Source organism: uncultured Helicobacter sp., from assembly GCF_937906905.1.
Lineage (GTDB): Bacteria > Campylobacterota > Campylobacteria > Campylobacterales > Helicobacteraceae > Helicobacter_B.
This window is the reverse complement of record NZ_CALERY010000023.1, coordinates 25,430-51,899: the sequence shown is the minus strand read 5'-3', so window position 1 is coordinate 51,899 and position 26,470 is coordinate 25,430. Positions and strand designations below refer to the sequence as shown.

Below are 26,470 nucleotides of genomic sequence, written 5' to 3'. Positions count from 1 at the left end.
AAAGAAAATGGCAAAGAATGACTTAATCGGTGGTGCGTTATGGGACGCATATTCAAACAAAGTAAGCGAGAGAATGGATAATCCCACACATTTAGGCGTTTTGACACAAAAAGACGCTGATGAAAAGGGAGCAAAGCTCATCGTGGCAGACTATGGCGCAGAGTCGTGTGGCGATGCGGTGCGGCTGTATTGGCTTGTGGATAGCAATGACACAATCATTGATGCGAAGTTTAAAAGCTTTGGCTGTGGGACGGCGATTGCAAGTAGTGATATGATGGTGGAACTCTGCCTTGGCAAAAAAGTGCAAGACGCGGTAAAAATCACCAACCTTGATGTAGAGCACGCCTTGCGTGATGACCCAGACACCCCGGCAGTCCCCGGGCAGAAAATGCACTGCTCTGTTATGGCTTATGATGTGATTAAAAAGGCGGCGGGGATTTATCTAGGTAAGGACGCAGCGGACTTTGAGAGTGAAATCATCGTGTGTGAGTGCGCACGCGTTAGCCTATCTACGATTAAAGAAGTCATCAAATTAAATGACCTAAAAAGTGTAGAAGAAATCACAAACTACACAAAAGCAGGGGCATTTTGTAAAAGCTGTATTAAGCCCGGCGGACACGAGGAGAGGGAGTATTATTTGGTAGATATACTCGCACAAGTAAGGGCGGAGATGGATAAAGAATCTGTGAAAAAGGTAGCGGATAAAGGCGGAGACATCGCATTTGCTGAAATGACCATAGCCCAAAAGGTGCGTGCTATTGATAAAGTCATTGATGAGCATATCCGCCCAATGCTTATGATGGATGGCGGCGATATGGAGATTTTAGACATTAAGGATACAAGCGATGGGTTTATCGATGTGTATATCCGCTATCTTGGGGCGTGTAGCGGCTGTGCGAGTGGGGCAACTGGCACACTCTATGCCATAGAATCCATTTTGCAAGAAAACTTACACCCCAAAATCCGCGTGCTGCCCATCTAGGCTAGAATCTAGCTAGATTCCAGTGCTAATCCTATGCTTGGTGTCAGGGCGATGAGAGCAGAATCTTTGCGCTAGTGGTGAGCATATAGCTTTGCCCTAGCTCTTTATAGCCATGTAGCCTAGCTGCTTGTCCAAACCACGCTCTGCCAAAAAGTTTTCCAGCTCCCCAAAAAACTAGATTTTCCTTTCCCACGCAATAATAGCGACACAACCATACAAGCCTTTTGCCAATGTCAAAATCAGCAAGCATGTAAGCCATAGGCACTCTGGCACATGCGATTTAGCCAAGAATCTATAATTGCCCAAACCACAAAAATGCGTAAGTCTCTAGCTGAAAATTCGCTCACACTAACAATTTACAAAAACCCGCTACAATTCCCGGCATTGCATAGCAAAATCTACACACTGGAGCCAGAAATGAAAAGTCCCTACACTATAATGAAAGCCAGCTTACTCTCCATGATTGCTGCGTGCGCGCTAGGTGCCACCACGCTTGGAGCCAAAGTCCTAGCCACCGTCGATGGCGAGCAAATCACAGAAGAAGTCTTTGATGAGATCCGCGCACAAAATCCTGGATTTGATTTCGCTAAGCTCACCAAAGAGCAGCAAAAAGAGCTACTCGATCAAGCTATAAACAATGTCCTTATCGCCAAAGAAGCTAAGCGTGCCAAACTCGACACCACGCCAGAATTTACCAAAGCCTTTGAGAAAATTACACAAAACATCAAAGATCGTCTCCTTGTCCAAGCATGGGCGCAAAAGCAATTCCAAGAAATCGCAAGCAAGGGTGGAGCGAGTGAGCAAGATGCACGCGCCTACTATGACTCACATAAAGCTGACTTCAGCAAGCCAAATGTCCATGCGCGCCACATTGTAGTAAAAACCGAAGCCGAAGCGAAAAAGATTATCGACGAGCTTAATAAAACGCCCAAAAACAAGGCAGAATCTAAATTTATCGAGCTTGCCAACAAACAGACAGTCGATCCAGGCAATAAGCAAGCCCAAAATGGCGGTGATCTAGGGGTATTCTCGCGCGAGCAAATGGTCAAGCCATTTTCTGATGCAGCATTTAGCATGAGTGAGGGGACATACTCTAAAGCTCCTGTGAAAACAGAGTTTGGCTACCATGTAATCTATGTCATCTCTAAAGCAGATAAACTTGAATTTGACGCGATTAAACAGCCAATTATCGGTATGCTAAATGAGCAAAGAGTCGCTGAAGCAATGAAGCGCAAAGTCGATGATCTCCGCGCAAAAGCCAAGGTCCAAATCACCAACTAGCTCTGCCTTATCTATCCAGCTCGCCCTACTTTTAGTCATGGTGCCAAGCCCAGGCTCCCAGAAGTGGCGCGAGGTGCTTAAATATTGAAATCCCAGAATCCCACTAATCCCAACACCCACTTAAGGAGATCTAATGCTAGTAAGCGGAAATGAAATCTTGCAAAAAGCCCACAAAGAAGGCTATGGCGTAGGCGCATTTAACTTCGTGAATTTTGAAATGCTACATGCGATTTTCATGGCAGCAGATGAAGCTAAATCGCCTATCATTATCCAAGCCAGCGAGGGCGCTATCAAATATCTCGGTATCGATATGGTCGTAGGTATGGCACAGGTCATGGCTAAGCGCTATGCACATATCCCTGTCGCCCTGCACCTAGATCATGGCACGAGCTTCGAGTCCTGCCAGAGAGCCATAGATTCTGGTTTCACTTCTGTGATGATTGATGCCTCACACCACCCATTTGCCGAAAATCTCGAGCTCACCTCCAAAGTCGTAGCATACGCCCATAGCAAAGGTGTGAGCGTAGAAGCGGAGCTTGGACGACTCATGGGGATTGAAGATAATATCTCTGTCGATGAAAAAGACGCGGTGCTTATCAACCCTGATGAAGCAGAGGAATTTGTCGCAAAAAGCAAGGTCGATTTCCTCGCCCCTGCCATTGGCACAAGCCACGGCGCATTTAAGTTTAAAGGCGAGCCCAAGCTTGATTTCGCGCGTCTCCAGGAAGTCAAAGCCCGCACAAATATCCCGCTTGTTTTACACGGCGCAAGCGCTATCCCAGAGTATGTGCGCGAGTCTTTTCTCTCCACCGGTGGTGATCTCAAAGGCAGCAAAGGCGTGCCGTTTGCATTCCTCCAAGAAGCAGTCAAAGGCGGGATAAACAAGGTCAATACAGACACAGATTTACGCATAGCTTTCATGGCACAGGTGCGCAAGGTAGCAAATGACGATCCCACGCAGTTTGACTTGCGTAAATTTTTTACCCCTGCGATGGAAGCGATGAGGCATGTTATCAGCGAGCGCATGCGGGTTCTAGGGAGTGCTGGGAAGATATAGAATCTCTAATTTCCTAGTCTCTTTAAACTCCTTGGGCTTTCTTTGAATCCTGCTTGGTCTCTTTTAAAGCTTTTGGGTAAGCAAAAGGAGTCGCCTTCCACAAAGCGGCTCCATATCTCTCTTGCTTCAGGCACAAATTTTAAGCTTTAAAGCCTATAATTACGCCACAAATCCGCTACAAATCTCACCAGAATCTCAAAATCACAATAGAGCAAGGATACACGATGCAGCAGCTTATCACTACCCCTATTTACTATGTCAATGACATTCCACATATCGGTCATGCCTACACAACAATCATCGCTGATATGCTAAAAAAACACCGCTACCTCCAGGGCGATGAAGTGTTTTTTCTCACAGGCACCGATGAGCATGGACAGAAAATCGAGCAATCCGCCAAAGCCAAAGGTAAATCCCCGCAGAGCTATACTGATGAGATCAGTGCAGTTTTCCGCAGCTTGTGGGATTTCATGGGGATTAGATATGATCATTTTATCCGCACCACTGATGACTACCACCTAGAATCTATCGCATGTGTGTTTGAGCAGCTTTGTGCGCGTGGCGATGTCTATCTAGGCGAATATGAGGGGGATTACTGCGTGAGCTGTGAGAGCTTTTTTCTCAATATAGATTCTGGAATCTGTCCAGACTGCGCCGGAGAAAAAAAGCTTACTAAGATTAAAGAGGAGAGCTACTTTTTCGCGCTTAGCAGATACCAAGAAAGGCTCCTAGAGTGGTATGCTAGTAGCGAAGATGTCATTTTGCCAAAATACCGCAAAAATGAGGTCATACGCTTTGTCGAGAGCGGACTACAAGATCTCTCAATCTCGCGCACGAGCTTTTCCTGGGGCGTGCAGCTCCCAGCAATCACGACAAAATCCATAAACGGAGAATCCAAAACCCCTAGCAAGCAGCACATCGCTTATGTGTGGCTTGATGCGCTGTTTAACTATGTAAGCGCACTAGGGTTTTATAACCATGGAGCGTGTATCAGCCCAGCCCCAGAATCCAAAGCCTCCCACACACAAGATAATCTCAAAGGATTCTGGCAGCATGCCACACATATCGTGGGCAAAGATATTTTGCGCTTCCATGCAGTGTATTGGCCCGCATTTTTGATGAGTCTAGGGCTAGAGCTACCTAAGCATATCTACGCACATGGCTGGTGGATGCGCGATGGACAGAAAATGAGCAAATCACTTGGCAATGTCATCGACCCGCGTGCATTTGCGCAGAGCTATGGCGTGGAAAATCTCCGCTACTACCTGCTACGAGAAACGCCATTTGGGCAAGATGGGGATTTTAGCCAGCGCGGACTTATTGAGCGTATCAATGGTGAGCTAGCAAATGATCTTGGCAATCTGCTAAATCGCGTGCTAGGCATTAGCGAGAAATACACCGCACTTGTCATCGACGCACCGCATTTTGCTAGAGCACATTTCGCGCAAGAATGCGAGCAGATTGCAGAGATTCTCACTGGGCTTGGTGAAAATATGCGCACCATGCAGACTAAAACATATATCGAGTCAGTCTGGAAGCTCCTGCATATCGGCAATACAGCAATCGCCAAATACGAGCCCTGGAATCTTTTCAAGCAAGGCGAGCTAGCAAAGCTACAGAGCCTCCTTTGTCTCCTGGCAAATCTCTTGCTAAAAGTCGCACATGCACTCTATCCCATCATGCCAGAGACGAGCCAGAAAATCACAAGCGCATTCACGCGCCAAATCGCTCCAGAATCCTATGCGCATTTCATCACCCAAAACGCCTATGATACGCATTTTACCCTCCATAAAGTCGCGCCACTTTTCCAAAAAATCGACTCCTTGCTAATCCCAGAATCTAGCGTGGAATCAACCCCAAAATCCACCACACCAGATTCTAGCACAAAGGATTCTGGTGCAAAATCCACTTCCACAGCCCCTGCGATAGCAGGCATAGCAAGCATTGGTGAAGAGATTGGTATTAGCGATTTTGCAAAGCTTGATATCCGTGTGGGCGAGGTGCTATCCGCAGAGCCTGTGCCAAAATCCACCAAACTCCTGCGCTTGCAAATTGACATCGGGGAGCAGCAGCCTAGAATCGTGCTAAGCGGGATTGCAGAGTATTACACACCAGAGCAGCTCATCGGCACACAGGTGTGTATGATTGCCAATCTCAAGCCTGCCAAAATCATGGGGCAATACAGCTATGGAATGATACTTGCTAGCAAAGATACAGAATCCCTCTCACTCGTGCGCATTGATGGGAGGAGAAAAAACGGGAGCAAGGTAAGCTAGTGCAAGTCATCACACAAAAAGTGCAAGAAATCGTAGAAATCATCAATGGCAAGCTCATCAATGCTCCTGCTATTGGTGGATTCTGTGGATATTGCACGCGGCTGGAGGACATCAAACGAGGCTCGCTGTTTTTTGCTACAAACCCAAGCGACATAGACGCAGCACTCGTGCGTGGGGCGTTTGGAATCGTGTTTGATAAATTTTTACAAACCCAGATACACGATGAAGAAATTGCATGGATTCGTGTAGAATCTATGCAAGATGCCATTATCCGCCTAACGCGCTATGAGCTTCTAGCGCGCGGGATCAAAATGCTTGCCTTAAACCCCACTCAATACCTCATCGCCAAATCCCTAATCCGCGCCAAATCGGTGCTATTTTTTGATGATAGTCCTATGGAGCTTTTAGACGCGCTGGAGGAGACTCACCCAGAAGTCATTATCACCAAATCCCCCCAAGTTCTCGAGCTCGCACTAGAATCCACACCCTGCACCACACCAGAGATTCTGCCCTTTACGCTTGCAGAGTCTTCTATGTTTGAGATTAAATTCTACTACAAGCTCCATGCGTTTCATATCCCGCTACCAAGCGTGTTTGTCCCCGAGCTTGCTGCGGTGGTAGCGCTGTGTATCTGCGAGGGGATTGTGTGTGATTTTTCGCATTTTGAGCCAATCCCTGCCCTCATGCCAATCTCGCTCACCCAAGATGCGAGAATCCTTTCATTTGGCTCGAGTGCGCGCGTGATTATCCCCACCAACGACACAGAGATTTTTCTGCGCTACGCAAACTTCTTGCACGATGAAGTAAAATGGGCGAAAATCGTGGTGTTTATGCCCCGTCTTCTCGATGAGCAACCCCAGCAGATGATCTCCCAAGTGCTGGAAAATAGCGCACTAGAGCCTCTCTACTATGACTCATCAAACGAGCTACCAGCTCTGCTCAAAAAGACGGATTATAATTTCGGGCTGGTGTTTGGGATCAGCACACAGGGGCTGGTGTTTGTGCTCTCTCAAATGCCCCAAGAGCATGTTCCTACGCTATTTTAGCCATAGATGAATCCACTAGAATCTAAACACATCGCCCCACTGCATAAGGCTTTGGGTGAGCTTGGGCAGATTTTGTCCCAGAATCTATGCGCAAGCCCAAGAGACTCCAAAGACTCTGGGATCTCACAGGGTTTATGCAAGTCTTTTTCAGCGCTTAATGCGCAGGTGTGCTATGATGAAACATTGGGCGTGGAGATTGCAAGTGTGGCGTTTGATTGGGAGCTGGACTCTGCTGCGCTAGCACTCTATACGCAGCTTATCACCTCATTTGCCTCTACACCAGATTCTGCCTTACAACAATCCAGCATAAGAGCTGAACTAGATGCTGTGATTGTGCCACGAGATTCTAGCGCGCAATCCCCCTCCCTAAAATCCCCTTGCCCAGAATCTAGTCTATCAAACTCATTACCACAATCTACCCCCCAATCCGCTCCGCGCCTGCTTGATCTTCTCGCCCTTCTCGCCCTGCGACTCAAAGGCTGGCGCAAAGGTCCTTTCACGCTCAAAAGTCCCACGCGCACCCTACATATTGATAGCGAATGGCAGAGTCAAATAAAGTGGAATCTCCTTGCGCCGCATTTCATGGCATGCGTGCGAGATCTTACACCAGGGGGCAAAGCGCTTAGGATTGCAGATGTTGGGTGTAATAATGGATTTTATATGCTTGCCATGCACGCCATGCTGCAAACACATTTCACAGCGTCTAATGCACCAGAATCTAATTCTGGTGCGCACTATGAAGTCATAGGCTTTGACCCTAGTGCGCTGTTTTTTTGCCAGTTTTCCCTGCTTCAGCAGCTCACACGCGCGCCACTACGCTATGAGCTACTAGGCGTGCAAGATCTCATCGCCTACACAAACACTAAAGCCGCCAAATTTGATGTGCTTTTCTGCCTTGGCGTGCTCTATCACAGGAGCGATGTGTTTGCCACGCTAAAATCCCTTGCCCAAAGCCTGCACAAAAATGGTGTGGCGTTTATAGATACACTCATCTTCGATCCTGCCAACTTGCTTTCTAAAGGCTCCACACCAGAATCTAGCGCCTTGCCCCAGCCACTGCGCGAGCTGGATCTGGTGCTTAGCGTGCGCGGAAGTTATGCTAAAATGAGCAATGTCTATTTCCTGCCTACGCTGCGCGCGTTGGAGGGCTGGTGTGAGCGTTGTGGATTTGTGGATATGGAGCTACTAGCGATCATGCCTACCACCACGCAAGAGCAGCGAAAAACACGCTGGATAGATTCTCTAAGTCTAGAGAGCTTCCTTGACCCAGACGATGAAAGCAAGACTATTGAGGGCTACCCAGCACCTAAGCGAGCATATATCAAAATAAGGAGAGCATAATGGACGAAGAGGAATTGCAAGAGCGCCAGAGTGTCTCGGTCAATGACAGGGTTGTGGGCGCAAATATCAATATGCACTTTTGCGGGCATCTTGAAGAAATGAGTAAAGACAAAGCACGCGTAACGCTCACCACACGCGAAGACATGGAGGTAGAGCCAGGCATTACACATACAGGCTTCGTGCAAGCAGCCGCTGGGTTTGCGGCGCTTTGTGCAATCAACAAGAAGCACTCTATCATTATCGGCTCTGATGTGAAATTCCTAGCTCCTGTGGAGACAAATCAAGTAGTCGAGTTAAAAGCCAAAACCCTGCTAGGCGATATGCGCAAATGCGAGGTCAAAGTCGAGGGGTTTGTGCTTAATATCAAAATCTTTGATGGATTATTTTATATCGTCATCTTTGACAAAAAGCTCTTCAAGCTTAAACTCAAAGACGACAAGGAGCTATGATTTGCTCATCGTGCTTGTGGTAGATAGTTTTGCAGATAAAAGCAATGGCACTTCTATGACTGCGGCACGCTTTGCTACTGCGCTACAACATGCCGGGCACAGCGTGCGCGTGGTCGCGCCACATGTGGAGGGAGAGGGATTCTACCCTGTGCGCACACGCTATATCCCTATCGTATCGGAGTTCTCACGCCCGCAGCATATGGTGTTTGGCAAGCCTGATAAAGCAGTGCTGGAGCGAGCGTTTGCAGGGGCAGATGTGGTGCATTTATTTTTGCCCTTTAAGCTTGAGCAAGTCGCCATAAAAGTAGCGCAATCTATGCGTATCCCCTATATGGCAGCCTTTCATCTCCAGCCAGAGCATATTACCTACAATATCGGTCTCCAAAATCTTGCCCCACTCAATCGCTTTATTTTTTGGCTATTTCACCGCCGGTTTTATCGGCATATCCACCATATCCACTGCCCCTCCAAACTTATCAAAGACGAGCTCGAGCGCGCAGGCTATGGCGGGAAAAAATATGTCATCTCCAATGGCTTTGATCCAAGCTTCAAAGCAGGGGATTCTGGGGTAGAATCTAGAGCAGAGCAGGAAATGCGACAAGAAATTCAAGCAGCAGACAAAAAGGCTAGCGCCCCTATCCATATCACAATGGTGGGGCGATACTCCCCAGAAAAACGCCAAGACCTTCTCATCAAAGCCATCGCGCAAAACCCCTATCGCGACAGAATCCATCTCCACCTAAAAGGCATAGGTCCTAGGGAATCCAAGCTAAAAAAGCTTGCGCAGAGCCTGCCAAATGCAGTGGATTTTGGCTTCTTGCCTCCGCATGAGCTTGTAAAGCTTTTGCAACAAACCACGCTCTATATCCATGCTGCTGAAGTCGAGGGCGAAGCCATAGCGTGCCTAGAAGCCATAGCGTGCGGCGTGGTGCCAGTTATCGCGGATTCTAAAGTCTCGGCGACTTCGCAGTTTGCACTAGATCATCGCTCGCTTTTTCGCGCAGGCGATGCCAATGACCTAAGCAATAAAATCACCTACTGGATAGAGCATGAGAAAGAGCGTGAAGCACAGGGCGAGCGCTATGCCAAAGCTGCGCAAAACTACACACTAGAATCCTCTATCGCCAAAGCCATTACCATGTATGAGGAAGTCATCGCAGATTTTGGGGCTTACTACGCAAATCGCCCCTAACATACCAAATCACAGCCAAAGGATTCTCATGGACAACCCAACCCTAAGTCCCAAATCTCTCCAAATCGTAGAAAAAATCCTAAGCAAAAACGACAAAAAAGCCAATGAGCTGCGCGAAATCTACGCGCACGATAATCTCTATGTCATAAATCTCATGAGCTCGCCAGGCAGCGGGAAAACGACCCTACTAGAATCGCTCGCCAAATACAGCGAGCAGGCAGACATAATGATGAGATTTTGCGTGATTGAGGGGGATTTGCAGACCAACCGCGACGCAGACAGGCTAGAGCATTGCGGAATCGCTGCGCACCAGATTCTCACAGGCGCTGCCTGCCACCTAGAAGCCGCCATGGTAGAAGACGCCTACAATGCACTAAAAGCGCGTAATGCGCTTGATGTAGAATATCTATTTATCGAAAATGTAGGCAATCTCGTCTGTCCCGCAAGCTATGACTTAGGCGCACATCTAAACCTCGTCCTACTCTCAAGTGCCGAGGGTGATGATAAAGTGCTCAAATACCCCAGCATGTTTCTTTGTGCAGATGCGGTAATCATCTCTAAGGCGGATTTGTGCGAGGTATTTGACTTTTCTATTGATAGGGTGCGCGCTGATCTTGCGCAACTAAAGCCTAATATCCCAATCTTTCTAACCAGCTCCAAAGATATAACAAGCCTGCATGAGCTTGTGAGATTCCTTGCAGAATCTAAAAAGATGGGCTATCATTCCACCCATTGTTTTTAGCCATGAAGGAGTATCCATGTGCCTAGCAATCCCTTCAAAAGTCCTTTCCATAGATAGCAAAAAAAACACCGCGACAATCGAGACGCTAGGCGTGAGCCGAGAAGCCAGCCTTGATCTCATGCAAGAAGAAGTGCAGGTAGGCGAATATGTGCTGCTGCACATCGGCTATGTGATGAGCAAAATCGATACAGATTCTGCGCTAGAGTCTATCGAGCTCTACAAGCAAATTGTCCAAGATATGGACGAGGAAGAATATCTCGAGTGAGCCTAAATCCCCCACAAATCACCAAACTAAGGAGTAATCATGAGAATTTGTGTGTCATCTGTTTTTGCGCTATTTTTCGCGCTTTGTAGTAGTGTATTTGCGCAAGAAGGAGCAGAATCCAGCGCGCTAAATGGCGGAGCTGATGAGCTCAAAGGCTACTATATGACGCATGTGGGCGATAGCGGGCGCCAAAGTATCGTGGAGTTTTTCTCGCGCAATGGTAAATTTTACGCCTATGGCTTTGCCAATGTCGATGGTAGCGGTCCTAAAAAGGATAGCAAAAACCAAAATCCAAAGCTCCGTGATCGCTTTGATAAAGGCTCGGTGTTTGTCTATGGATTGAAAAAAGACAGCAAGGCATTCAGCGGGGGCGAAGTGTATAACTATGATGATGGCAAGACATATCATCTAAAAGTTACCAAAGAGCCTAATGGCAATCTCACACTTCGCGCGAGTATCGATAAGCTAGGCATGATGGGGCAAACACTCATTTGGACACCACTTACCCAAGAGCAAATCGCCAAATACCAGAGCGAGAAACCAGACTTCAAAGTCGTGGAAGATTCTCTAGCAAACGATATTGCCCAAGAATTTAAATAAGCCTTGAAGCACACCATGCCAGAATCCATATCCACCAAGCCTGCCACTCTCTCTCCAGCCCTTTCTGCAACAATAGATACAAAAACACTGCTCGAGAGCTTCCGCGATAAAGAAGCTATCCTTGCATTAGGCAAGGAGATCTCTCATGTCGCCAGAGAGCTGGAGCAGCCAATCTACATGATGGAAGTGTGTGGCGGACATACCCACACGCTCATGCGCTATGCACTCGCCCAGCTCCTGCCTGAAAATATCGAGTGTATCCACGGACCAGGCTGCCCTGTATGTATCATGCCAAAGCACCGCATAAACCAGGCATACGATATTGCTATGCAAGAAGATGTAATCCTTCTAACACTTGGTGATATGATGCGCGTGCCAGGCTCACATGGTAGCTTGCAAGATGCCCGTGCTAAGGGGGCTGATGTGCGCTTCATCTACTCGCCCATGCAAGCCCTTGAAATCGCGCGGGAGAATCCCACCAAGCGCGTGGTGTATTTTGCCATAGGCTTTGAGACAACGACGCCTATGACTGCAGCCATGCTTCAGCGCGCCATAGATTCTGGGCTGCAAAATCTCTTTATCCATAGCAATCATGTCCTAGTCCCCCCACCACTTCGCGCGATACTAGATTCTAGTGATTGTAAGATTAACGCGCTTATCGCACCCTCTCATGTAAGCGTGATTGCTGGAGCTAAAATCTATGCACCAATTTTTGAACGCTATCATATCCCTATTGTTGTGAGTGGGTTTGAGCCTGTGGATATGATGGAGAGTATTTTAGCTATCGCACGCCAAGCCAAGGAGAAATCCCCACGCCTCGAGATCCAATACAAACGCGTAGTAAGCATGGAGGGAAACACAAAAGCACAAGAGCTTGTAGAGCAGTTTTTCACACTCCGCGAGCACTTTGAGTGGCGCGGACTTGGTGAAATCCCAGAATCTGGATTGCAGCTTAGAGAGGAATATCGCGCCTATGATGCAGAATGCGAGTTTAGCGCAATACTAAGCCAAGAGCCAATCGCGGATAACAAAGCCTGCCGATGTGGCGATATCCTGCGCGGTGTAGCAAATCCGCTTGATTGCAAAGTGTTTGGCAAATCCTGCACACCCGAGCACCCACTAGGGAGCTGCATGGTCAGCAGTGAGGGCGCATGCGCAGCCTACTACAAATACGGCAGGAAGATCTAGGCAAAAGACTCTAAGCCAAGGCGCAGAATCTGGCATTTTAGAAGTTTCTTTGCAAAATCCCGCTAGACTTTGGATTCTAGCTCTTACAAAGCTAGGGAATCTCACCACAAGGACTGCAAGTGCAAATAGGATATTTTGGTAATCACGGCGGGCGCTTTGTCCCAGAGACGATTATGAATGCAATCAATGAACTTGAAAGTGCCTACAATACATACAAAGATGACCCAAGCTTCCAGAGCGAGCTATGCGCACTACTGGATGAATGCGCTAATCGCCCATCTAAGCTCTACCATGCCAAACGCATGAGTGCTGATCTAGGTGTGCAAGTCTATCTTAAACGCGAGGATTTAAACCACACTGGCTCACACAAAATCAATAATGTCCTAGGACAGATTCTGCTTGCCAAAAAAATGGGCAAAACCCGCATAATCGCCGAAACAGGTGCGGGGCAGCATGGTGTAGCAAGTGCGACAGGTGCCGCGCTTCTGGGGCTAGAGTGTGAGATTTTCATGGGAGAAGAGGACGCCAAACGCCAAGCACTCAATGTCTATCGTATGCGCCTACTTGGTGCGAAAGTCCATCTCGTCTCCAGTGGCACTGCCACACTCAAAGATGCTGTATCTGAAGCCTTGCGCGAGTGGAGTGGTCGTATGCACGACACACATTATCTCATCGGCTCGGCAGTTGGACCACACCCTTTCCCGACAATCGTTCGTGATTTGCAGAGTGTCATCTCACTAGAATCTCGCGCACAAATTCTAGAATCTACCGGGCGGCTGCCAGATATGGTTGTCGCTTGTGTGGGTGGCGGGAGCAATGCTATTGGTAGTTTTCATCATTTTATAGGAGATTCTAGCGTGCGACTCATAGGCTGCGAAGCTGCGGGCAGAGGTGTAAATACGCCAGAGAATGCCGCGACAATTACCACTGGCAGAATGGGGATATTTCATGGCATGAAGTCGTATTTCTGCCAAGATGAGCAAGGACAAATCGCGCCTGTGTATAGTATCTCGGCGGGGCTGGATTACCCTGGTGTGGGTCCAGAGCATGCGTATTTGCATGACATCAAACGCGCAGAATTTGTGCCAATCACCGATGATGAAGCAGTAGATGCCTTTGAATATCTCTCCAAAATCGAGGGTATTATTCCAGCGATTGAAAGTGCTCACGCGATCGCCTATGTCAAAAAAACTGCCAAAACCCTGCCCAAAGACTCGCTTATCCTTGTAACCCTCTCTGGCAGAGGAGATAAAGACTGCGCCGCCATGGCACGCTACAAAGGAGAAGATATCTATGAGTAATACAGCAAAATCCACCCAAACTAGCCCAGAATCTAGCATTTTAGATTCTGGGCTTACGCAAGCTTTTGCCAAGAGAAAGGCTTTTATCCCTTTTATCACCTGCGGCGATCCTAGCCTAGAGTTCAACGAGCGTGCGATTTTCACACTGATAGAAAATGGTGCTGATATCATCGAGCTTGGGATTCCATTTTCCGATCCTGTGGCAGAGGGTGCAGTGATCCAGGCTGCAACCGCGCGCGCACTAGAATCTGGCACAAGACTTAAGGAGATATTCTCTCTGGTAGAGCGCGTGCGAGCAAGGAGTAGTATCCCGCTGGTATTTATGACCTATGCCAATATCGTATTTTCACATGGGAGCAGGTGGTTTTTCGACCAGGCGCGGCGACTTGGAGTCAATGGTGTGATTATCCCTGATGTGCCCTATGAGGAGCGAGGAGAATTTCTTCCTTATACCCAAGGCGTAGATCTCATCTCACTCATCACGCCCACCAGCGATGATAGGATTGATCACATCGCTAAAGATGCGCAAGGCTTCATCTACTGCGTTTCATCGCTCGGGGTTACAGGCGTGCGTAATGCGCTAGAAATCAATGCCAAAACTATCGCGCGTATCAAGCAAGCTTCCAGTGTGCCTGTGGCAGTGGGGTTTGGGATCTCCACACCAGAGCAGGCACACGAAATCGCTAAATATGCTGATGGCGTGATTATCGGTAGTGCGATTGTCCAAATCTGCGCGCAACACGATAAAAACCACGAGCAGCGATTAGAGGAGCTTGGGAACTATGCCACATCTATACGCAATGCGCTAGATTCTTAGATTCTGGCAAGGCTTTTGGGCTAAAGGATTACCTAGGGTAATGTGTGGCTATTGGTGATTAAAGCTCTTTGATAAATGTGTGCGCCATCGATTTTGAAGTTGTGCGAGTGGTAGGGATAGAAAGCACCTCATAGCACCTAGTGTGCTCAAGGAAGTGCAGGCAAATGCGATCGCCCACGCGCACTTCTTTGCTACTTTTGACACGCACACCATTGATCTCCACGACATTATTGTCGCACATGTCTTGGGCGATTGCGCGCTTTTTGACAATGTTTGTGGCATTAAGAAAGCTATCAATCCGCATAAAATTTCCTTGTCATCGCTAGATTCTGGACTTAGCAGTGTTTATCGCGCAATTGTATATGAATTTTGCAAATTCGCGCTCCAAGCCCCAAAATTTCGCGGTAAAATTTGCATTTATAGGGGAATTTTAGGTAGAATCCTGGAATATTAGTCTGCAGATACAAAAGGTTCGTGATGATTTTTGAAGTCAAATCGCCCATTTTAGGCTTTGAAGATGTTGTGAAAATGAAGCTAGAGAAGATTGATGAAATCTTCATGCGCTTGAGTAATGTCGATGCTCCAGCGCCTGTTTTTGTGCTGGTCAATCCTTTTATCTTGCGCGAGTATGACTTCGAAGTCCCGGTAGCTATGAAGCTATTGCTCGATCTCGAAAATGCTAAGAATATCTTTGTCGCCAATATCATGGTCATGCAAACCCCAATTCAAAACTCCACGATAAATTTTCTCGCACCTTTGGTATTTAATTTTGACAATCAAACCATGGCGCAAATCGTCTTAGATAGCTTCAAATACCCAGCATATAGCATCGCAGAGCCAATCTCCAAATGGTATAAAGAGGGCGAGAGTCTTGAAAGCGCTAATGCAAATACCAACACTAGCGCGCCAGATTCTGCCGATTCATAGTCAAATCCCAAGCGGTGTCAGTCAAACTCACCATACAGATTCTGCAAATACCACAAATCTTGCAGACTATGCCCAATATATTTTGCCCGCATAATCTCCCATAGCAGAATACTCCCTAGATTTTATTTTATGCTTGTGGCACGATGATGAGCGCGCTACTGCTCGGGCAGATTCTGCTTTCTTGCGCGAAACTCCTGCGTGATTTTGACCTGCCAGAGCCTGTGGTGCTGGGCTTATCAGCACTCATGTAGCACACACTCATTGAGCATAGACTAAGCCTGATAGCAGCCCTTCACTAAACACCTGGCAATCTCAAAGCCTCGCAAAAGAGCACCTCATCACAACTTCGTTATTTCTAAAATCCCCATATCGGCAGTGGATTCTGCTCTCAAAGCTTTGGCACGATTGATATAATCTCCAATATCTTGGTGTATAATGCCGAAATCTCAAAGATTAAGGAGTGTGCATGCTAGTAGCAGCAGTGGTGTTATTGGTGCTGTGTGGAGCAGTGCTGTTTTTTGGGATCAAAATCATCTCGCAAACAGATGTTGCCATCATCGAGCGGCTAGGGCGCTTCCACCGAGTGCTAGATGGGGGATTTCATTTTATCGTGCCATTTATCGATAGGGTCTCGGCTGTGGTGAGTGCGCGTGAGCAGATGATTGACATCGGGCGCCAGCAGGTCATCACCAAAGATAATGTCAATATCAATATTGATGGGATTGTCTTTCTTAAAGTGTTTGACGCCAAGTCTGCTGTGTATAGTGTCAATGACTATAAACAAGCTATCGCCAATCTTGCGACAACCACGCTTCGTGGTGAAATCGGGCGAATCAATCTCGATGACTCTCTCTCATCGCGCGATAGACTCAATGCCGCACTACAAGTCGCACTTGGCGAGGCAGCGAATAACTGGGGAGTCAAAATCATGCGCGTTGAAATTAGCGAGATTTCTGTCCCCAAAGACATTGAAAACGCCATGAATCTACAAATGAAAGCCGAGCGCGAAAAGCGCGCAATCGAGCTAAAAGCCCAAGCGGAAAAAGAAGCCCTTATCCGCAATGCTGAAGCGCTCAAGCAAGAGAAAGTCTTGCAAGCTGAAGCGATAGAGCGCATGGCAGATGCGAAGAAATATGAGCAAATCGCACTAGCGCAAGGACAGAGCGATGCCATGGAGCTAATCGCCAATCAAATGAGCAAAAGCGTGCATGCAGCGGAATTCCTCCTGGCAAAAGAGCGCGTAGTGGCATTTAATGAGCTAAGCAAAAACCCTAGCAAAGATAAAGTCATCATTCCCTATGAGACAAGTGAATTTATCGGCGCACTTAGCGTGCTAGGCGAGTTTCTAGGCAAAGGCAAAAAGGCATAACCATATAAGCGGACTAGATTCTGGAGCAAGCTAGAATCTAGTCTAAAGCTGGGTGCTTGAATGGGAATCTAAACAAAAGGAGAGATATGTCAGCGGTTGTGCTGCTTGGCTTGGGACTTGCGTTTATCGTGGCGGAGATATTTTTCGCGTCATTTTTCCTGCTTTTCATCGGGATAGGGCTACTTGGCACTGCGGTGTTGGAGTATTTTGTCGGGCTTGCGCGCTTTGGTGATATCCACATGTGGCAAGCGATAAGTATCTGCGCAATCTCGCTGCTCTCTTTTATCTTGCTCAAAAAACCCCTGCAGCTACGCTTCAAGCGATCGCAGAAATATAGCGATGTGTTTGATGAGGCAGCAGGGATTGGCGAGATACGAGAGGGAATGGTGGATTTTAAAGGCACACTCTGGGCGTATGAATATGTAGATTCTGGGGATTTACACCAAAATCCAGACCAGAATCTAAATCAAACACTACATAATGGCGATAAAGTCAAAGTTCTAGCAATCAAAAATGGCAAAGCAATCATCACTACACCAAGCTGTAACAAAGCATAGCCGAATCCACACGATATAAAACTTTACGAAGCTTTTCTGCTCTTTCTCACAAAACACCATAAATTTGTAGCAAAATGACACAAAAAACGCTCTTTATTTTATGGGCTTTATATCTGCATTTTTCTATAATGCAATACCCTGTATGGCAAGGACAAATTACATTTTAAGGAGAAACAATGTTTCAATTTACCATATCCGTGGGAAATTTTATCGTCAAGCTATGCTATGTGCTAGCTCTTATTGCTGTTGTGATTACTGGCATAGCCACAATGTTTAGCGGTGGGTTTGGTGGTTTTTTAAGTGGTTTGGTGATTATTGCTGTTGGGGTCCTGCTAGTCATCTTAACCTTTTATTCTGCTTTTTATCATTATTGATATTCATCAGCAGCTTATAAATCTTAATGCCAAACTTGATAAGACAGAAAACAAGGAGAATCTCTAAAAGCCCTTTTTCAAAGGAGCTTTTAGAATCTTGCAATCCACCTTTTTTGTGGATTGCAAGAATTAGTGGGCTACCGCTTCACTTGCACCCACACCACTTTGAGCGCGGAAGTCTTGTGCTTCAAAGCCACTTCTATCAATCTTCGCTCGTTTAGAGCCATCAAACTTAGAGATAATAAAAATTGCTATAAAAGTCAAAGGCATTGTAAAAATTGCCGGATGATCATAAGGGAAAATCGCAGACTCAAAGCCAAAGCTTGTTACCCAAATGCTAGGACTTAGCACCACAAGTGTCAGCACTACAATAAGCCCTATAAGTCCACCCCAAAACGCCCCTTTAGTTGTGAGATTCTTCCAATAGATTGAAAGCAGCAATATAGGGAAATTCACACTTGCAGCAATCGCAAACGCAAGCCCCACCATAAAGGCGATATTTTGCTTTTCAAACAAGAATCCTAACGCGATAGCTAAAATCCCTAAGAATATAGTCGCACCTTTTGTTACTCTCATCTCTAATTTAGGATCACATTTGCCATCTTTACAGACATTCACAAACAAATCGTGGCTTATAGCCCCAGCCCCAGAAATCGCAAGACCCGAGACTACCGCTAAAATCGTAGCAAATGCCACCGCTGAAATAAAGCCTAAAAAGACATTGCCCCCAAGCACTTCTGCTAGGCTAATTGCCACCATATTTGCCACACCGCTATAAGAGCCATCAGGCTTTGTAAATTCAGGATTCCCATAAAGCAAAGCAATCGCACCAAAGCCTATGATAAAGGTAAGGATATAAAAATACCCAATAAGTCCTGTGGCGTAGAACACTGACTTTCTAGCTTCTTTCGCATCTTTGACCGTGAAAAAACGCATTAAAATATGTGGCAATCCTGCTGTCCCAAACATTAGTGCAAGCCCAAGAGAAAGAGCAGAAATGGTATCTGGTAGAAATGTCCCCGGCGACATAATCGCTTCACCTTTTGGGTGATGAGAAATAGCTTGTGAAAAGTAATAAGTAAGGTCAAACTTTGTCAAATACAGCACCATAATCGCCATAAAGCTAGCCCCTGCCAAAAGCAGCACAGCCTTAATGATTTGCACCCAAGTTGTGGCGTGCATTCCGCCAAAGACAACATAGCAAATCATCAAAATCCCAACTAGAATCACCGCAACGCCATAAGGAAGTCCAAAAAGCGCTTGTATGAGCTGCCCAGCTCCAACCATTTGTGCGATAAGGTAAAACACAATCACACTTAGCGCAGAAACTGCAGAAATAATGCGAATAGGCTTTGCATCAAGGCGATATGCGGTAATATCAGCGAAGGTAAATTTCCCAAGATTGCGAAACTTTTCAGCAATCAAAAATAAAATAATAGGCCACCCAACCAAAAAGCCAATAGAATAAATCAGCCCATCAAATCCATCTCTAAAAACTAATGCCGTAATACCCAAGAAGCTTGCCGCACTCATATAGTCCCCAGCGATCGCAATACCATTTTGCGCCCCTGTGATATTACCACCAGCGGTGTAGAATCCACTCGCGGATTGACTCTTTTTGTTTGAAAGATAAGTGATAAACAATGTCGCTAGCACAAAGGCTAGAAACATACCAATGGCGATTGGATTGACATCGGCTTTCGCTCCGCCTGTATTGATTGCATCGGCACAAAGTGGCAAGACACCAAATGCGCTTGCAAGCAATGTAGTAGAAAACTTTTGCAACACTTTCATTGAACACCTCCTTGCTGATTTTTGTAGTCGATCTTGCCATCTTGTAGATCTTGGATTAGATTAGACTCTTGCAGCTGATTTAGAATGTTTTCTTGATCTTTATCAAAATAAGTATTTGCTAGGAATGTGTAGATTCCCGTAACAATAATGCTTAGCACAATGATAAACAGCCCAGCAATAATCCCAAGCGTAATAGAGCTTGGTCCCAAGCGATAGCCAAGCACTTCTGGGAATAGCCCCACACTAAGCACAAAAGCGTAGTAGCACACCAAAACCACCAATGAAAGAACAAGCGAAATTTTGTTTCTAAAGCTAACAAACTGCCGAAATTTCGATAAGGCTTTTTGCTGATTCTCTGTAAGTTTCATCACGCTCTCCTTTGTGTAAAAGCTTCCTGTTACCATCTATTCCATACCAATAAAGTAACATACACCTCGATACTACAATAAAAAATGTGCAATAAAATACTATACAAGGAAAATATCAATAATAATTGTAAAATAGTAACATATATAAAAATACATGTGTAAAAATGTCAATCAAATGACTGCCTATCTTGTCTCCATGTAATCGCGTTACGAGATTCTAAGCGATGACATGCGCCACCGATCTGGCATGGATTCTAGTGTAGATTCTGGCTGTGGCTTTGACTCGCAAGCGATTGGCTTGGCTCTGTGTGGGGCTGTGGCTTGGGCTGGATTGACTAGACTCGCGCATTTGGTCAAGCTAACGCGATCTAGCATTTGCCCAAGGCTTTGGAAAATAATTTCGCCCCATACTAAACACCAAGATAAGCAAGGCGCATAAGAAATAAACATTTGGTCAAAGAAAGGAATTTAGCAAAACGCCATGGTTTAATGACAAGCCCCTAGAATCTAGCTTTAGATTCTAGGGTGGATTCTAGCTATAAAGCTTAGAATTTATAGGCGTAGGAGAGTGATACCATATGTCTTGGTGAAGCGATAAAAGTGCCCAGGGGGATTACATCAATGCTATTTTGACTGCTTAGACTATCTTTTATCGATACTTTTGCTCCACCTTTTGTGGTGCTATATGTGCGGTAGTGGTAGGTTATGAAAAACTGATGATTGGCTTTGTAGAAATAATGTAGCCCTAGAGAGCTCGCCCAAGCCGCACTTGTGCCAAAGTCTCCTACTGCATTTAGTCCTTGATTACTCCCCTGTGTAGCAAGCAAGTGTGTGATTTCAAATCCTGTGCCAATATTGAGTCCAAAATTATAAGCTTCATTGGCGATAAAGTCATAGAGCCAGGCAACTTCTAGTCCATATTGTAGTGTGTGGGAAGTTAGACGCATATCGGCTTCACCACCATTGGCTTGATATTTAGGGAAATTTGGCTTGTAGTTTGTATAGCCGATATGAGCTTTAAAGCGCACGCCTTGATTAAGCGCATAATACCACTGATGACCAAAGATAAAATTCACAGGCACTGCTAGGAGCTTATTGTCATTAAGTAGCGGGTCGCTTACCGAGCTAATAAGTTCTGGGAGATATTGGAAGTGATTACTGCCAAACGCCAAGCCTACTTCTGCGCCGATAAAACAACCCGTGTTTGCCACCTTGCCTTTGCAGAATCCAAATGCACTGCTTTTAGATTCTTGGGATTTGGTGGATTCTACACTTGTGCTAGATTCTGGGCTAGATTCTGCAGAATCTACTTCCGCGTGCAATGCGCTAAATGCAATCAAGCTGGTGATTGAGATGAGTTGGATAAGCCTTTTCATTGTCGCTCCTCTATGATATGTAGCCTAAAATGGAGCGTGCATTGTAAATCAAAAAAAAAAAAAAAAAAAACAAGCCCCAAAAGCCTAAATGGCAGATTTTGAGCTAGATTCTGGGACTCTATGAATATGAGCAAGCTAGGTTTAGAATCTAGTTTATATCAAGGACTACCACAAATAACCCGCCCGCACATAAGGCTATTTATAGGAATCTTTCATGCTATTTTCTATTATAATTGCGGCTTTATTTCATCGATAAGTCTAAATCAAGGAGTTCTTATGTTTGGATTTTCAAAAAGTCCTAGCAGCCACAAGATACCAACCAAGCACATGCTAAGTCTCTATCTCAAGCCCGGAGAAGCGCAAAAAACCCTAAGCGAGCTTACAATGCGCCCAAAGCTTGCTATTGGCTACTGCTTACCAAATACAGATTTCGCAAGCCTCACACGCGAGATTAAAAGCGCCTTAGGAGAATCCTGCACACTTATCATGGCTAGTAGCGCGGGGCTACTTTGCTCCAGGCATTTACATACGCCGCTTCCTAAATTTTACGGCGATGGCATAGATGGCATGGGAGCAAGCCTTATGCTTTTCTCCAGCGAGATGATTGATCATATTCACATTGTTGAGCTAAATCTAGGCACGCAATACAGCGACCCAAACGAGCAAATCGCATTTATCGAAAAAGAGATCAAAAATATCACGCCCCCACCATTTAAAGTAGAGCACCACAATACCCTAGCCTACACACTGATTGATGGGCTTAGTGGGGCAGAGAGCTTTCTCATGGAGAGTATTTATAATGCTGGGCGATTACCATGCTTGTATGTGGGCGGAAGCGCTGGCGGGAAGCTAGACTTCCAAAACACCTACATCTATAACGACAAGCAAATCGTGCAGGGCAAAGCTGTCATCACCTATGTGAAATTCCGCCCGGATTTTCACTTTGGGATTTTCAAAACCCAAAACTTCAAGCCCACTGCCACGAAATTTGTCGTGCTAAATTCTAATGTCAAAACGCGCACACTTAGCGAGTTTCTTGATACAAAGCACTACCGCAGTATCAATGTGCTTGATGCGCTAGCAGAGCATTTTGGCTGCGATGTCGCGCAGGTCCCAGAGAAAATGAAGTCCTATGCCTTTGGCGTGAAAATCAACAACGAAGTCTATGTGCGTTCGATTGCAAATTTTGATATCGAGGGCAAAAAAATCTCCATGTATTGCGATATTGATCGAGGTGAGGAGCTATTTTTGCTCGAGCGCGTGGATTTGTATGCGCATACCCAGCAGGACTATGCGCGCTTTGCAGCAAATAAGCCAAAACCTCTTGGCGGAATCTTTAACGACTGCATTTTGCGAAGACTCAACAACAGCGCTACGCTAGAGAAAATGAATCTTTTTGCCGATGTGCCTGTGGTTGGATTCTCGACATTTGGTGAGCTACTAGGTGTAAATATCAATGAAACTTTGAGTGCGGTTTTCTTCTACCATGTCAAACAGACAGATGGTGGTATGGGCTTTAGCGATGAGATTCTCGATAGCTTTCACCTACAATATAGCCAGTTTAAAACCTACTTCCTCCAGCGCAAGCTCTCTCGCCTCGAGCTTATCGACACTATCCATAAACTCATGCTAAAGCAGCTTGGCTCTTCTATCCCTACACTCAAAAGTGCTAGCGATACGCTCGAGCTTGTTAATCGGGATTTTGCGCAAATGGAAACACATCTTGATGAAGTGGATATGCAGTTTAATGATTTTGCCCAGAATCTTGAAGATAGCATGCACTCAGGCAGCCAGGAAATGGATCTTGGCGCACAGATCTCCCACTTACTTGACGAGATTGACGATCTAAATCGCGTGCTAGACATCATTGCTGGAATCGCAGACCAGACAAATCTCCTCGCGCTCAATGCCGCGATCGAAGCTGCACGCGCTGGAGAGCATGGGCGAGGATTTGCTGTCGTGGCAGATGAAGTGCGGAATCTAGCCGAACGCACTTCAAAAAGCCTAAATGAGACAAGCGCGTCGGTAAAGTCGGTGATCGAAAGCGTGCATACGATTGATAGTAGTGCGAAAAATGCCTCAAGCGGTATGATACGCGTCTCCGAACGATCTAAAACCATCTCTAGCATCATCACAAATCTCATCAACAATGGGAAAGAGCTCTCTGCGCAAATGAGCCAAAAAGCAGGGGTAAGCGAGGAAATCAATCAAGAGCTCAAAAAAATCAAAGTATATGAACTCGTGCTAGAGAAACTTGAAAAAGGCGATGAGGCGTCAAGCCACTAGATAGCCCATAAAGATATCAAAGGAGAATCCATGAGCATAAAAGAACAAATGCAAGCAGATCTCAAGGAAGCCATGAAGAGTGGTGATGTATTTTTGCGCGATTGTGTGCGGCTGCTGAATGCTGCGATTAAACAAGTCGAAGTCGATACGAGAAATAGCCTAGATGATAGCGGTGTCATCAAAATCCTAAAAAGCGCTTACAAACAGCGAGAAGACGCCGCGCAGGCTTACAAAAATGCTGGTAGGGAGGATCTCTATGAGCAAGAAAATAAAGAAATGCAAGTCATCTTGCGCTATCTCCCAGCCCAGCTAAGTGATGAGCAGCTAGAAAATAAGCTGCGCGAAATCATCGCTGATACAGGTGCTAGTAGTCCAAAAGATCTTGGCAAAGTCATGGCAGCAGCCAAAGCGCTAAGTGAGGTCGCTGATGGACGCAGAATCTCCACCATGGCAAAATCCCTGCTTGGTGCAAATGCCTAAAACTCTCACGCCTACATGAGTCAAGCCACCTCCAAAGCCATTCCCATAGGTGTGGTATGCACGCTTATGATTGCGCGTTTTAGCGATCATGGCGCATATCTCAAAGTGCCAGATTCTGGGGATTTGGATTCTCGTGTGGATTCCCAAGCGCATGGGCTTAGCACACCAAAATCTAAATCTCCAAACCCCAAGCCAGATCGCGTCAAACACGATCTCCATAAAAACACCCAAAAACACTTCCACGAAATTCTGCTACCCAAGAAGTTTTGCCTTGATAATGCGCAAGTGGGGCAGAATCTAGAGGTTTTCACCTACACAGATTCGCTCGATCGCCCTGTCGCCACCACCAGCCTCCCGCTAGCCCAGCTAGGCGACATCGCCGCACTTCGCGTCGTGAGCCATGGAGAGCATGGGGTATTCCTTGATCTAGGGCTGGAAAAAGATATATTCATGCCCACCAAATCCCCTGCAAACTATGCGTTAGGCTCTCTAGTAGTCGTGTGGCTTGGGCTTGATAAAACAGGACGGCTGATCGCCAAAAAGGATATAGAATCTAAACTCAAGCCCTACAAACCACACAAAAAAGCTGGATTCTACCGCGGGAAAAAAGTCTCCATACTCCCATACTCCCTAAGCGCACTTGGGCTAAGCTGCGTGGTAGAGAGTCGCTACTATGGGCTACTCTATGCACCGCGCAGCACTGATTCTGGAGTAGATTCTAGCACAAAGACTATGCAAACTCATTTCGCGCGTGCGGGTTTTACGATTGGGGAGAGGGCATGGGCGTTTATCCACAAAGTGCGAGCAGATGGCAAGCTCGATCTTACCCCCTCAAGCGCTAAGGATACACAAAGCGATGAGCAAAAGATTCTCCACGCCCTATACGAGCATGGCGGCAGCCTAGCGCTACACTATGATAGCCCACCAGAATCTATCCAAGCCCTGCTAGGGATAAGCAAAAAATCCCTAAAACGCGCCCTCACAAAGCTTCTCGCACAAAAGCGCATTGCCCTAACGCCAAATGTCGGCATACGCGCATTGTAGGGGCAAGCTTCACAAGCTCAAGCCACGCAAACCTAGCCCAGCCTAGTAGAATCCACCCTCTAGATCTGTGGAGATTTGTAGGCGAGATAGCCCACAATATTTAGCAAAATCGCCAAGCCAAGCAGCCCCACAAGCGCGTAGGTAAAGCTATGAAAATGATCATAAATTTTGCCAATCACCACAGGGGATAGCGCGGCGATGAGGTAGCCCACGCCTTGTGCCATAGCGGAGAGTTTGGTGGCGGTTTGGATATTGGAGCTTTTTGTAGAGATAAAAAGCAGCGCGATCCCAAACACCCCTCCCACAGGCACGCCAATAAGCACAGAGACGATTGCTACCACCCACACCTGCTGGGAGATAAGCAGCAAGGCGAAGCACACAATATACGCCCCACAGATGAAAATGATGAGATAGATTCTGCGAGCACTAGGCAGCACCCCAAGCATAAGCGGCGCGAAAAACGCCGTAGGCACGAGAATGCAGTAGGCTAGAATCATCATCTGTGAAGCAAAATGCGCAGAGAAGCCAAAGGATATAAGAAAGCTAGGATACCACGCGAAAAAGCTATATGCAATCGCGCTTGTGATCCCCATAAACAGCGTGATTTTCCACGCATTTACATTGGCAAAAAGCGTGCCTGTGGCGGTGGATTTGAGCTTGGGGCGTGAGATCCTGCGGTTGCTCATTTGAGGCAGATAGCTAGCAATGGCAGCCACTGCGAGAATCGCCCAGCTAGAGAGAGCTAAAGGCACAGGCAGCAGCCCTATAAGTGGCAAAATCAGCAGCACCCCAAGCATAGCGGAGAAGTTGAGCACAAGGCTGTAAATCCCCATTATTTTGGGGATTTGTCGGGGGAATTTGGATTTGACAAGGCTTGGGAGTAGCACATTTGCCACGGCAATCCCACTGCCCATAATCGCCGTGCCGATAAATAGCTCCGCACTCCCGCCCACGCAGCGCACAATCTCACCTAGCAGGATACAAAGCAGCCCCACAAACATCGCACGCACAGGCTGAAAATACGAGACAGCAAAGGACACAAGCCCAAAGGCAAGCAGCGGCAGGCTGGTAAGCAGCCCAGCAAGCGCGGCATTTAGCGCGTAATACTCACGCACAGAATCCACCACAGGCGCGATAGAAGCGATGGGTGCGCGGAGATTTAGGGCGATTAGCACGATGGGTAGGAGATTGATGAAAAAGATTTTGCGGCGTGTGTTGGCGGTGGATTGTGCTTTGCTCATTGCTGGCTCTTTGGGGGTGGATTGTTGCGATGGATTCTAGCATACTTGGGGCTTTTTGGCTGGTGGAGTTTGCCTGCTAGGGTTTGTGCGATATGGCTAGAATCCACTTTTGAAAAT

27 protein-coding genes are annotated in these 26,470 nt (G+C 46.6%); 21 read left to right on the top strand and 6 right to left on the bottom strand.

The genetic code is table 11. The features are described 5' to 3' along the window. Positions 1-7 precede the first annotated feature (7 nt). The 14 genes from Q0171_RS06225 (at position 8) to trpA (ending at position 14,537) form a co-directional block, all read left to right on the top strand. On the top strand, positions 8-982 hold the full coding sequence (locus Q0171_RS06225) for an iron-sulfur cluster assembly scaffold protein (protein WP_299327890.1): 975 nt from the start codon (positions 8-10) through the stop codon (positions 980-982). Positions 983-1,255: 273 nt separating this feature from the next. After that, positions 1,256-2,263, top strand: coding sequence for a peptidylprolyl isomerase (locus Q0171_RS06220; RefSeq protein WP_299327878.1), 1,008 nt, complete (start codon positions 1,256-1,258; stop codon positions 2,261-2,263). A gap of 133 nt (positions 2,264-2,396) precedes the next feature. Next, on the top strand, positions 2,397-3,320 hold the full coding sequence (locus tag Q0171_RS06215; protein WP_299327876.1) for a class II fructose-bisphosphate aldolase: 924 nt from the start codon (positions 2,397-2,399) through the stop codon (positions 3,318-3,320). Positions 3,321-3,544: 224 nt separating this feature from the next. Further along, positions 3,545-5,596: a methionine--tRNA ligase gene (metG, locus tag Q0171_RS06210; protein ID WP_299327874.1), complete on the top strand. Its 2,052-nt coding sequence runs from the start codon at positions 3,545-3,547 to the stop codon at positions 5,594-5,596. Then, positions 5,596-6,642 (top strand): hypothetical protein, encoded by a 1,047-nt coding sequence (locus tag Q0171_RS06205; protein WP_299327872.1) that lies wholly within the window; start codon positions 5,596-5,598, stop codon positions 6,640-6,642. Before metG ends, Q0171_RS06205 begins: the two co-directional genes overlap by 1 nt. Before the next feature lie 6 nt (positions 6,643-6,648). Beyond that, on the top strand, positions 6,649-7,983 hold the full coding sequence (locus Q0171_RS06200; RefSeq protein WP_299327870.1) for a DUF1698 domain-containing protein: 1,335 nt from the start codon (positions 6,649-6,651) through the stop codon (positions 7,981-7,983). After that, complete coding sequence (locus Q0171_RS06195; RefSeq protein ID WP_299327868.1) at positions 7,983-8,432, top strand: PaaI family thioesterase; 450 nt, start codon at positions 7,983-7,985, stop codon at positions 8,430-8,432. Before Q0171_RS06200 ends, Q0171_RS06195 begins: the two co-directional genes overlap by 1 nt. A gap of 1 nt (position 8,433) precedes the next feature. After that, positions 8,434-9,624: a glycosyltransferase gene (locus Q0171_RS06190; protein ID WP_299327866.1), complete on the top strand. Its 1,191-nt coding sequence runs from the start codon at positions 8,434-8,436 to the stop codon at positions 9,622-9,624. 28 nt (positions 9,625-9,652) lie between these two features. Further along, positions 9,653-10,366, top strand: a complete 714-nt coding sequence (gene hypB, locus Q0171_RS06185; RefSeq protein ID WP_299327888.1) for a hydrogenase nickel incorporation protein HypB — start codon at positions 9,653-9,655, stop codon at positions 10,364-10,366. A gap of 16 nt (positions 10,367-10,382) precedes the next feature. Further along, positions 10,383-10,631, top strand: a complete 249-nt coding sequence (locus tag Q0171_RS06180) for a HypC/HybG/HupF family hydrogenase formation chaperone (protein WP_299327864.1) — start codon at positions 10,383-10,385, stop codon at positions 10,629-10,631. A 39-nt stretch (positions 10,632-10,670) separates the two neighbouring features. Continuing rightward, the gene (locus Q0171_RS06175; RefSeq protein ID WP_299327862.1) at positions 10,671-11,231 is read left to right on the top strand and encodes a DUF2147 domain-containing protein; all 561 of its coding nucleotides are present in this window, start codon (positions 10,671-10,673) and stop codon (positions 11,229-11,231) included. A gap of 15 nt (positions 11,232-11,246) precedes the next feature. Further along, positions 11,247-12,419: a hydrogenase formation protein HypD gene (gene hypD / locus Q0171_RS06170; RefSeq protein ID WP_299327860.1), complete on the top strand. Its 1,173-nt coding sequence runs from the start codon at positions 11,247-11,249 to the stop codon at positions 12,417-12,419. Positions 12,420-12,538: 119 nt separating this feature from the next. Beyond that, positions 12,539-13,720 (top strand): tryptophan synthase subunit beta, encoded by a 1,182-nt coding sequence (gene trpB / locus Q0171_RS06165; protein ID WP_366113862.1) that lies wholly within the window; start codon positions 12,539-12,541, stop codon positions 13,718-13,720. Continuing rightward, positions 13,713-14,537 (top strand): tryptophan synthase subunit alpha, encoded by an 825-nt coding sequence (gene trpA, locus Q0171_RS06160; protein ID WP_299327858.1) that lies wholly within the window; start codon positions 13,713-13,715, stop codon positions 14,535-14,537. The genes trpB and trpA overlap by 8 nt, the downstream gene beginning before the upstream one ends. 58 nt (positions 14,538-14,595) lie before the next feature. Here trpA and Q0171_RS06155 read toward each other — a convergent pair whose 3' ends face one another. Continuing rightward, positions 14,596-14,841, bottom strand: coding sequence for an RNA-binding S4 domain-containing protein (locus Q0171_RS06155; RefSeq protein WP_299327857.1), 246 nt, complete (start codon positions 14,839-14,841; stop codon positions 14,596-14,598). A gap of 173 nt (positions 14,842-15,014) precedes the next feature. On the opposite strand from Q0171_RS06155, the gene fliW reads away from it, so the two are divergent. The 4 genes from fliW to Q0171_RS06135 all read left to right on the top strand — a co-directional run bounded on the left by fliW (position 15,015) and on the right by Q0171_RS06135 (position 17,764). After that, on the top strand, positions 15,015-15,464 hold the full coding sequence (fliW, locus tag Q0171_RS06150) for a flagellar assembly protein FliW (protein ID WP_299327855.1): 450 nt from the start codon (positions 15,015-15,017) through the stop codon (positions 15,462-15,464). A gap of 466 nt (positions 15,465-15,930) precedes the next feature. After that, entirely contained in the window at positions 15,931-16,833 is a 903-nt protein-coding gene (locus Q0171_RS06145) for a stomatin-like protein (RefSeq protein ID WP_299327853.1), read from the top strand. Positions 16,834-16,919: 86 nt separating this feature from the next. After that, positions 16,920-17,390: a hypothetical protein gene (locus Q0171_RS06140; RefSeq protein ID WP_299327851.1), complete on the top strand. Its 471-nt coding sequence runs from the start codon at positions 16,920-16,922 to the stop codon at positions 17,388-17,390. Positions 17,391-17,566: 176 nt separating this feature from the next. After that, positions 17,567-17,764, top strand: coding sequence for a hypothetical protein (locus Q0171_RS06135; protein ID WP_299327849.1), 198 nt, complete (start codon positions 17,567-17,569; stop codon positions 17,762-17,764). 129 nt (positions 17,765-17,893) lie between these two features. Here Q0171_RS06135 and Q0171_RS06130 read toward each other — a convergent pair whose 3' ends face one another. From Q0171_RS06130 to Q0171_RS06115, 4 genes are all read right to left on the bottom strand, one after another. Further along, on the bottom strand, positions 17,894-19,558 hold the full coding sequence (locus Q0171_RS06130; RefSeq protein ID WP_299327847.1) for a cation acetate symporter: 1,665 nt from the start codon (positions 19,556-19,558) through the stop codon (positions 17,894-17,896). Beyond that, positions 19,555-19,926, bottom strand: coding sequence for a DUF485 domain-containing protein (locus Q0171_RS06125; RefSeq protein WP_299327845.1), 372 nt, complete (start codon positions 19,924-19,926; stop codon positions 19,555-19,557). The genes Q0171_RS06130 and Q0171_RS06125 overlap by 4 nt, the downstream gene beginning before the upstream one ends. 207 nt (positions 19,927-20,133) lie before the next feature. Further along, a complete protein-coding gene (locus Q0171_RS06120) occupies positions 20,134-20,301 on the bottom strand; it encodes a hypothetical protein (RefSeq protein WP_299327843.1) in 168 nt (55 codons plus the stop codon). A gap of 170 nt (positions 20,302-20,471) precedes the next feature. Further along, positions 20,472-21,302, bottom strand: coding sequence for a hypothetical protein (locus Q0171_RS06115; protein ID WP_299327841.1), 831 nt, complete (start codon positions 21,300-21,302; stop codon positions 20,472-20,474). Between the two features lie 276 nt (positions 21,303-21,578). Between Q0171_RS06115 and Q0171_RS06110 the strand changes: the two genes are divergently transcribed. The 3 genes from Q0171_RS06110 to Q0171_RS06100 are packed head-to-tail and all read left to right on the top strand — an operon-like array spanning position 21,579 to position 25,112. Then, positions 21,579-23,588, top strand: coding sequence for a methyl-accepting chemotaxis protein (locus tag Q0171_RS06110; RefSeq protein ID WP_299327839.1), 2,010 nt, complete (start codon positions 21,579-21,581; stop codon positions 23,586-23,588). A 30-nt stretch (positions 23,589-23,618) separates the two neighbouring features. Further along, positions 23,619-24,068, top strand: coding sequence for a GatB/YqeY domain-containing protein (locus Q0171_RS06105; RefSeq protein ID WP_299327837.1), 450 nt, complete (start codon positions 23,619-23,621; stop codon positions 24,066-24,068). A 15-nt stretch (positions 24,069-24,083) separates the two neighbouring features. Continuing rightward, the gene (locus Q0171_RS06100) at positions 24,084-25,112 is read left to right on the top strand and encodes a S1-like domain-containing RNA-binding protein (protein ID WP_299327835.1); all 1,029 of its coding nucleotides are present in this window, start codon (positions 24,084-24,086) and stop codon (positions 25,110-25,112) included. A gap of 59 nt (positions 25,113-25,171) precedes the next feature. On the opposite strand, the gene Q0171_RS06095 is transcribed toward Q0171_RS06100, so the two are convergent. Beyond that, a complete protein-coding gene (locus Q0171_RS06095) occupies positions 25,172-26,353 on the bottom strand; it encodes an MFS transporter (protein WP_299327833.1) in 1,182 nt (393 codons plus the stop codon). Positions 26,354-26,470 lie beyond the last annotated feature (117 nt).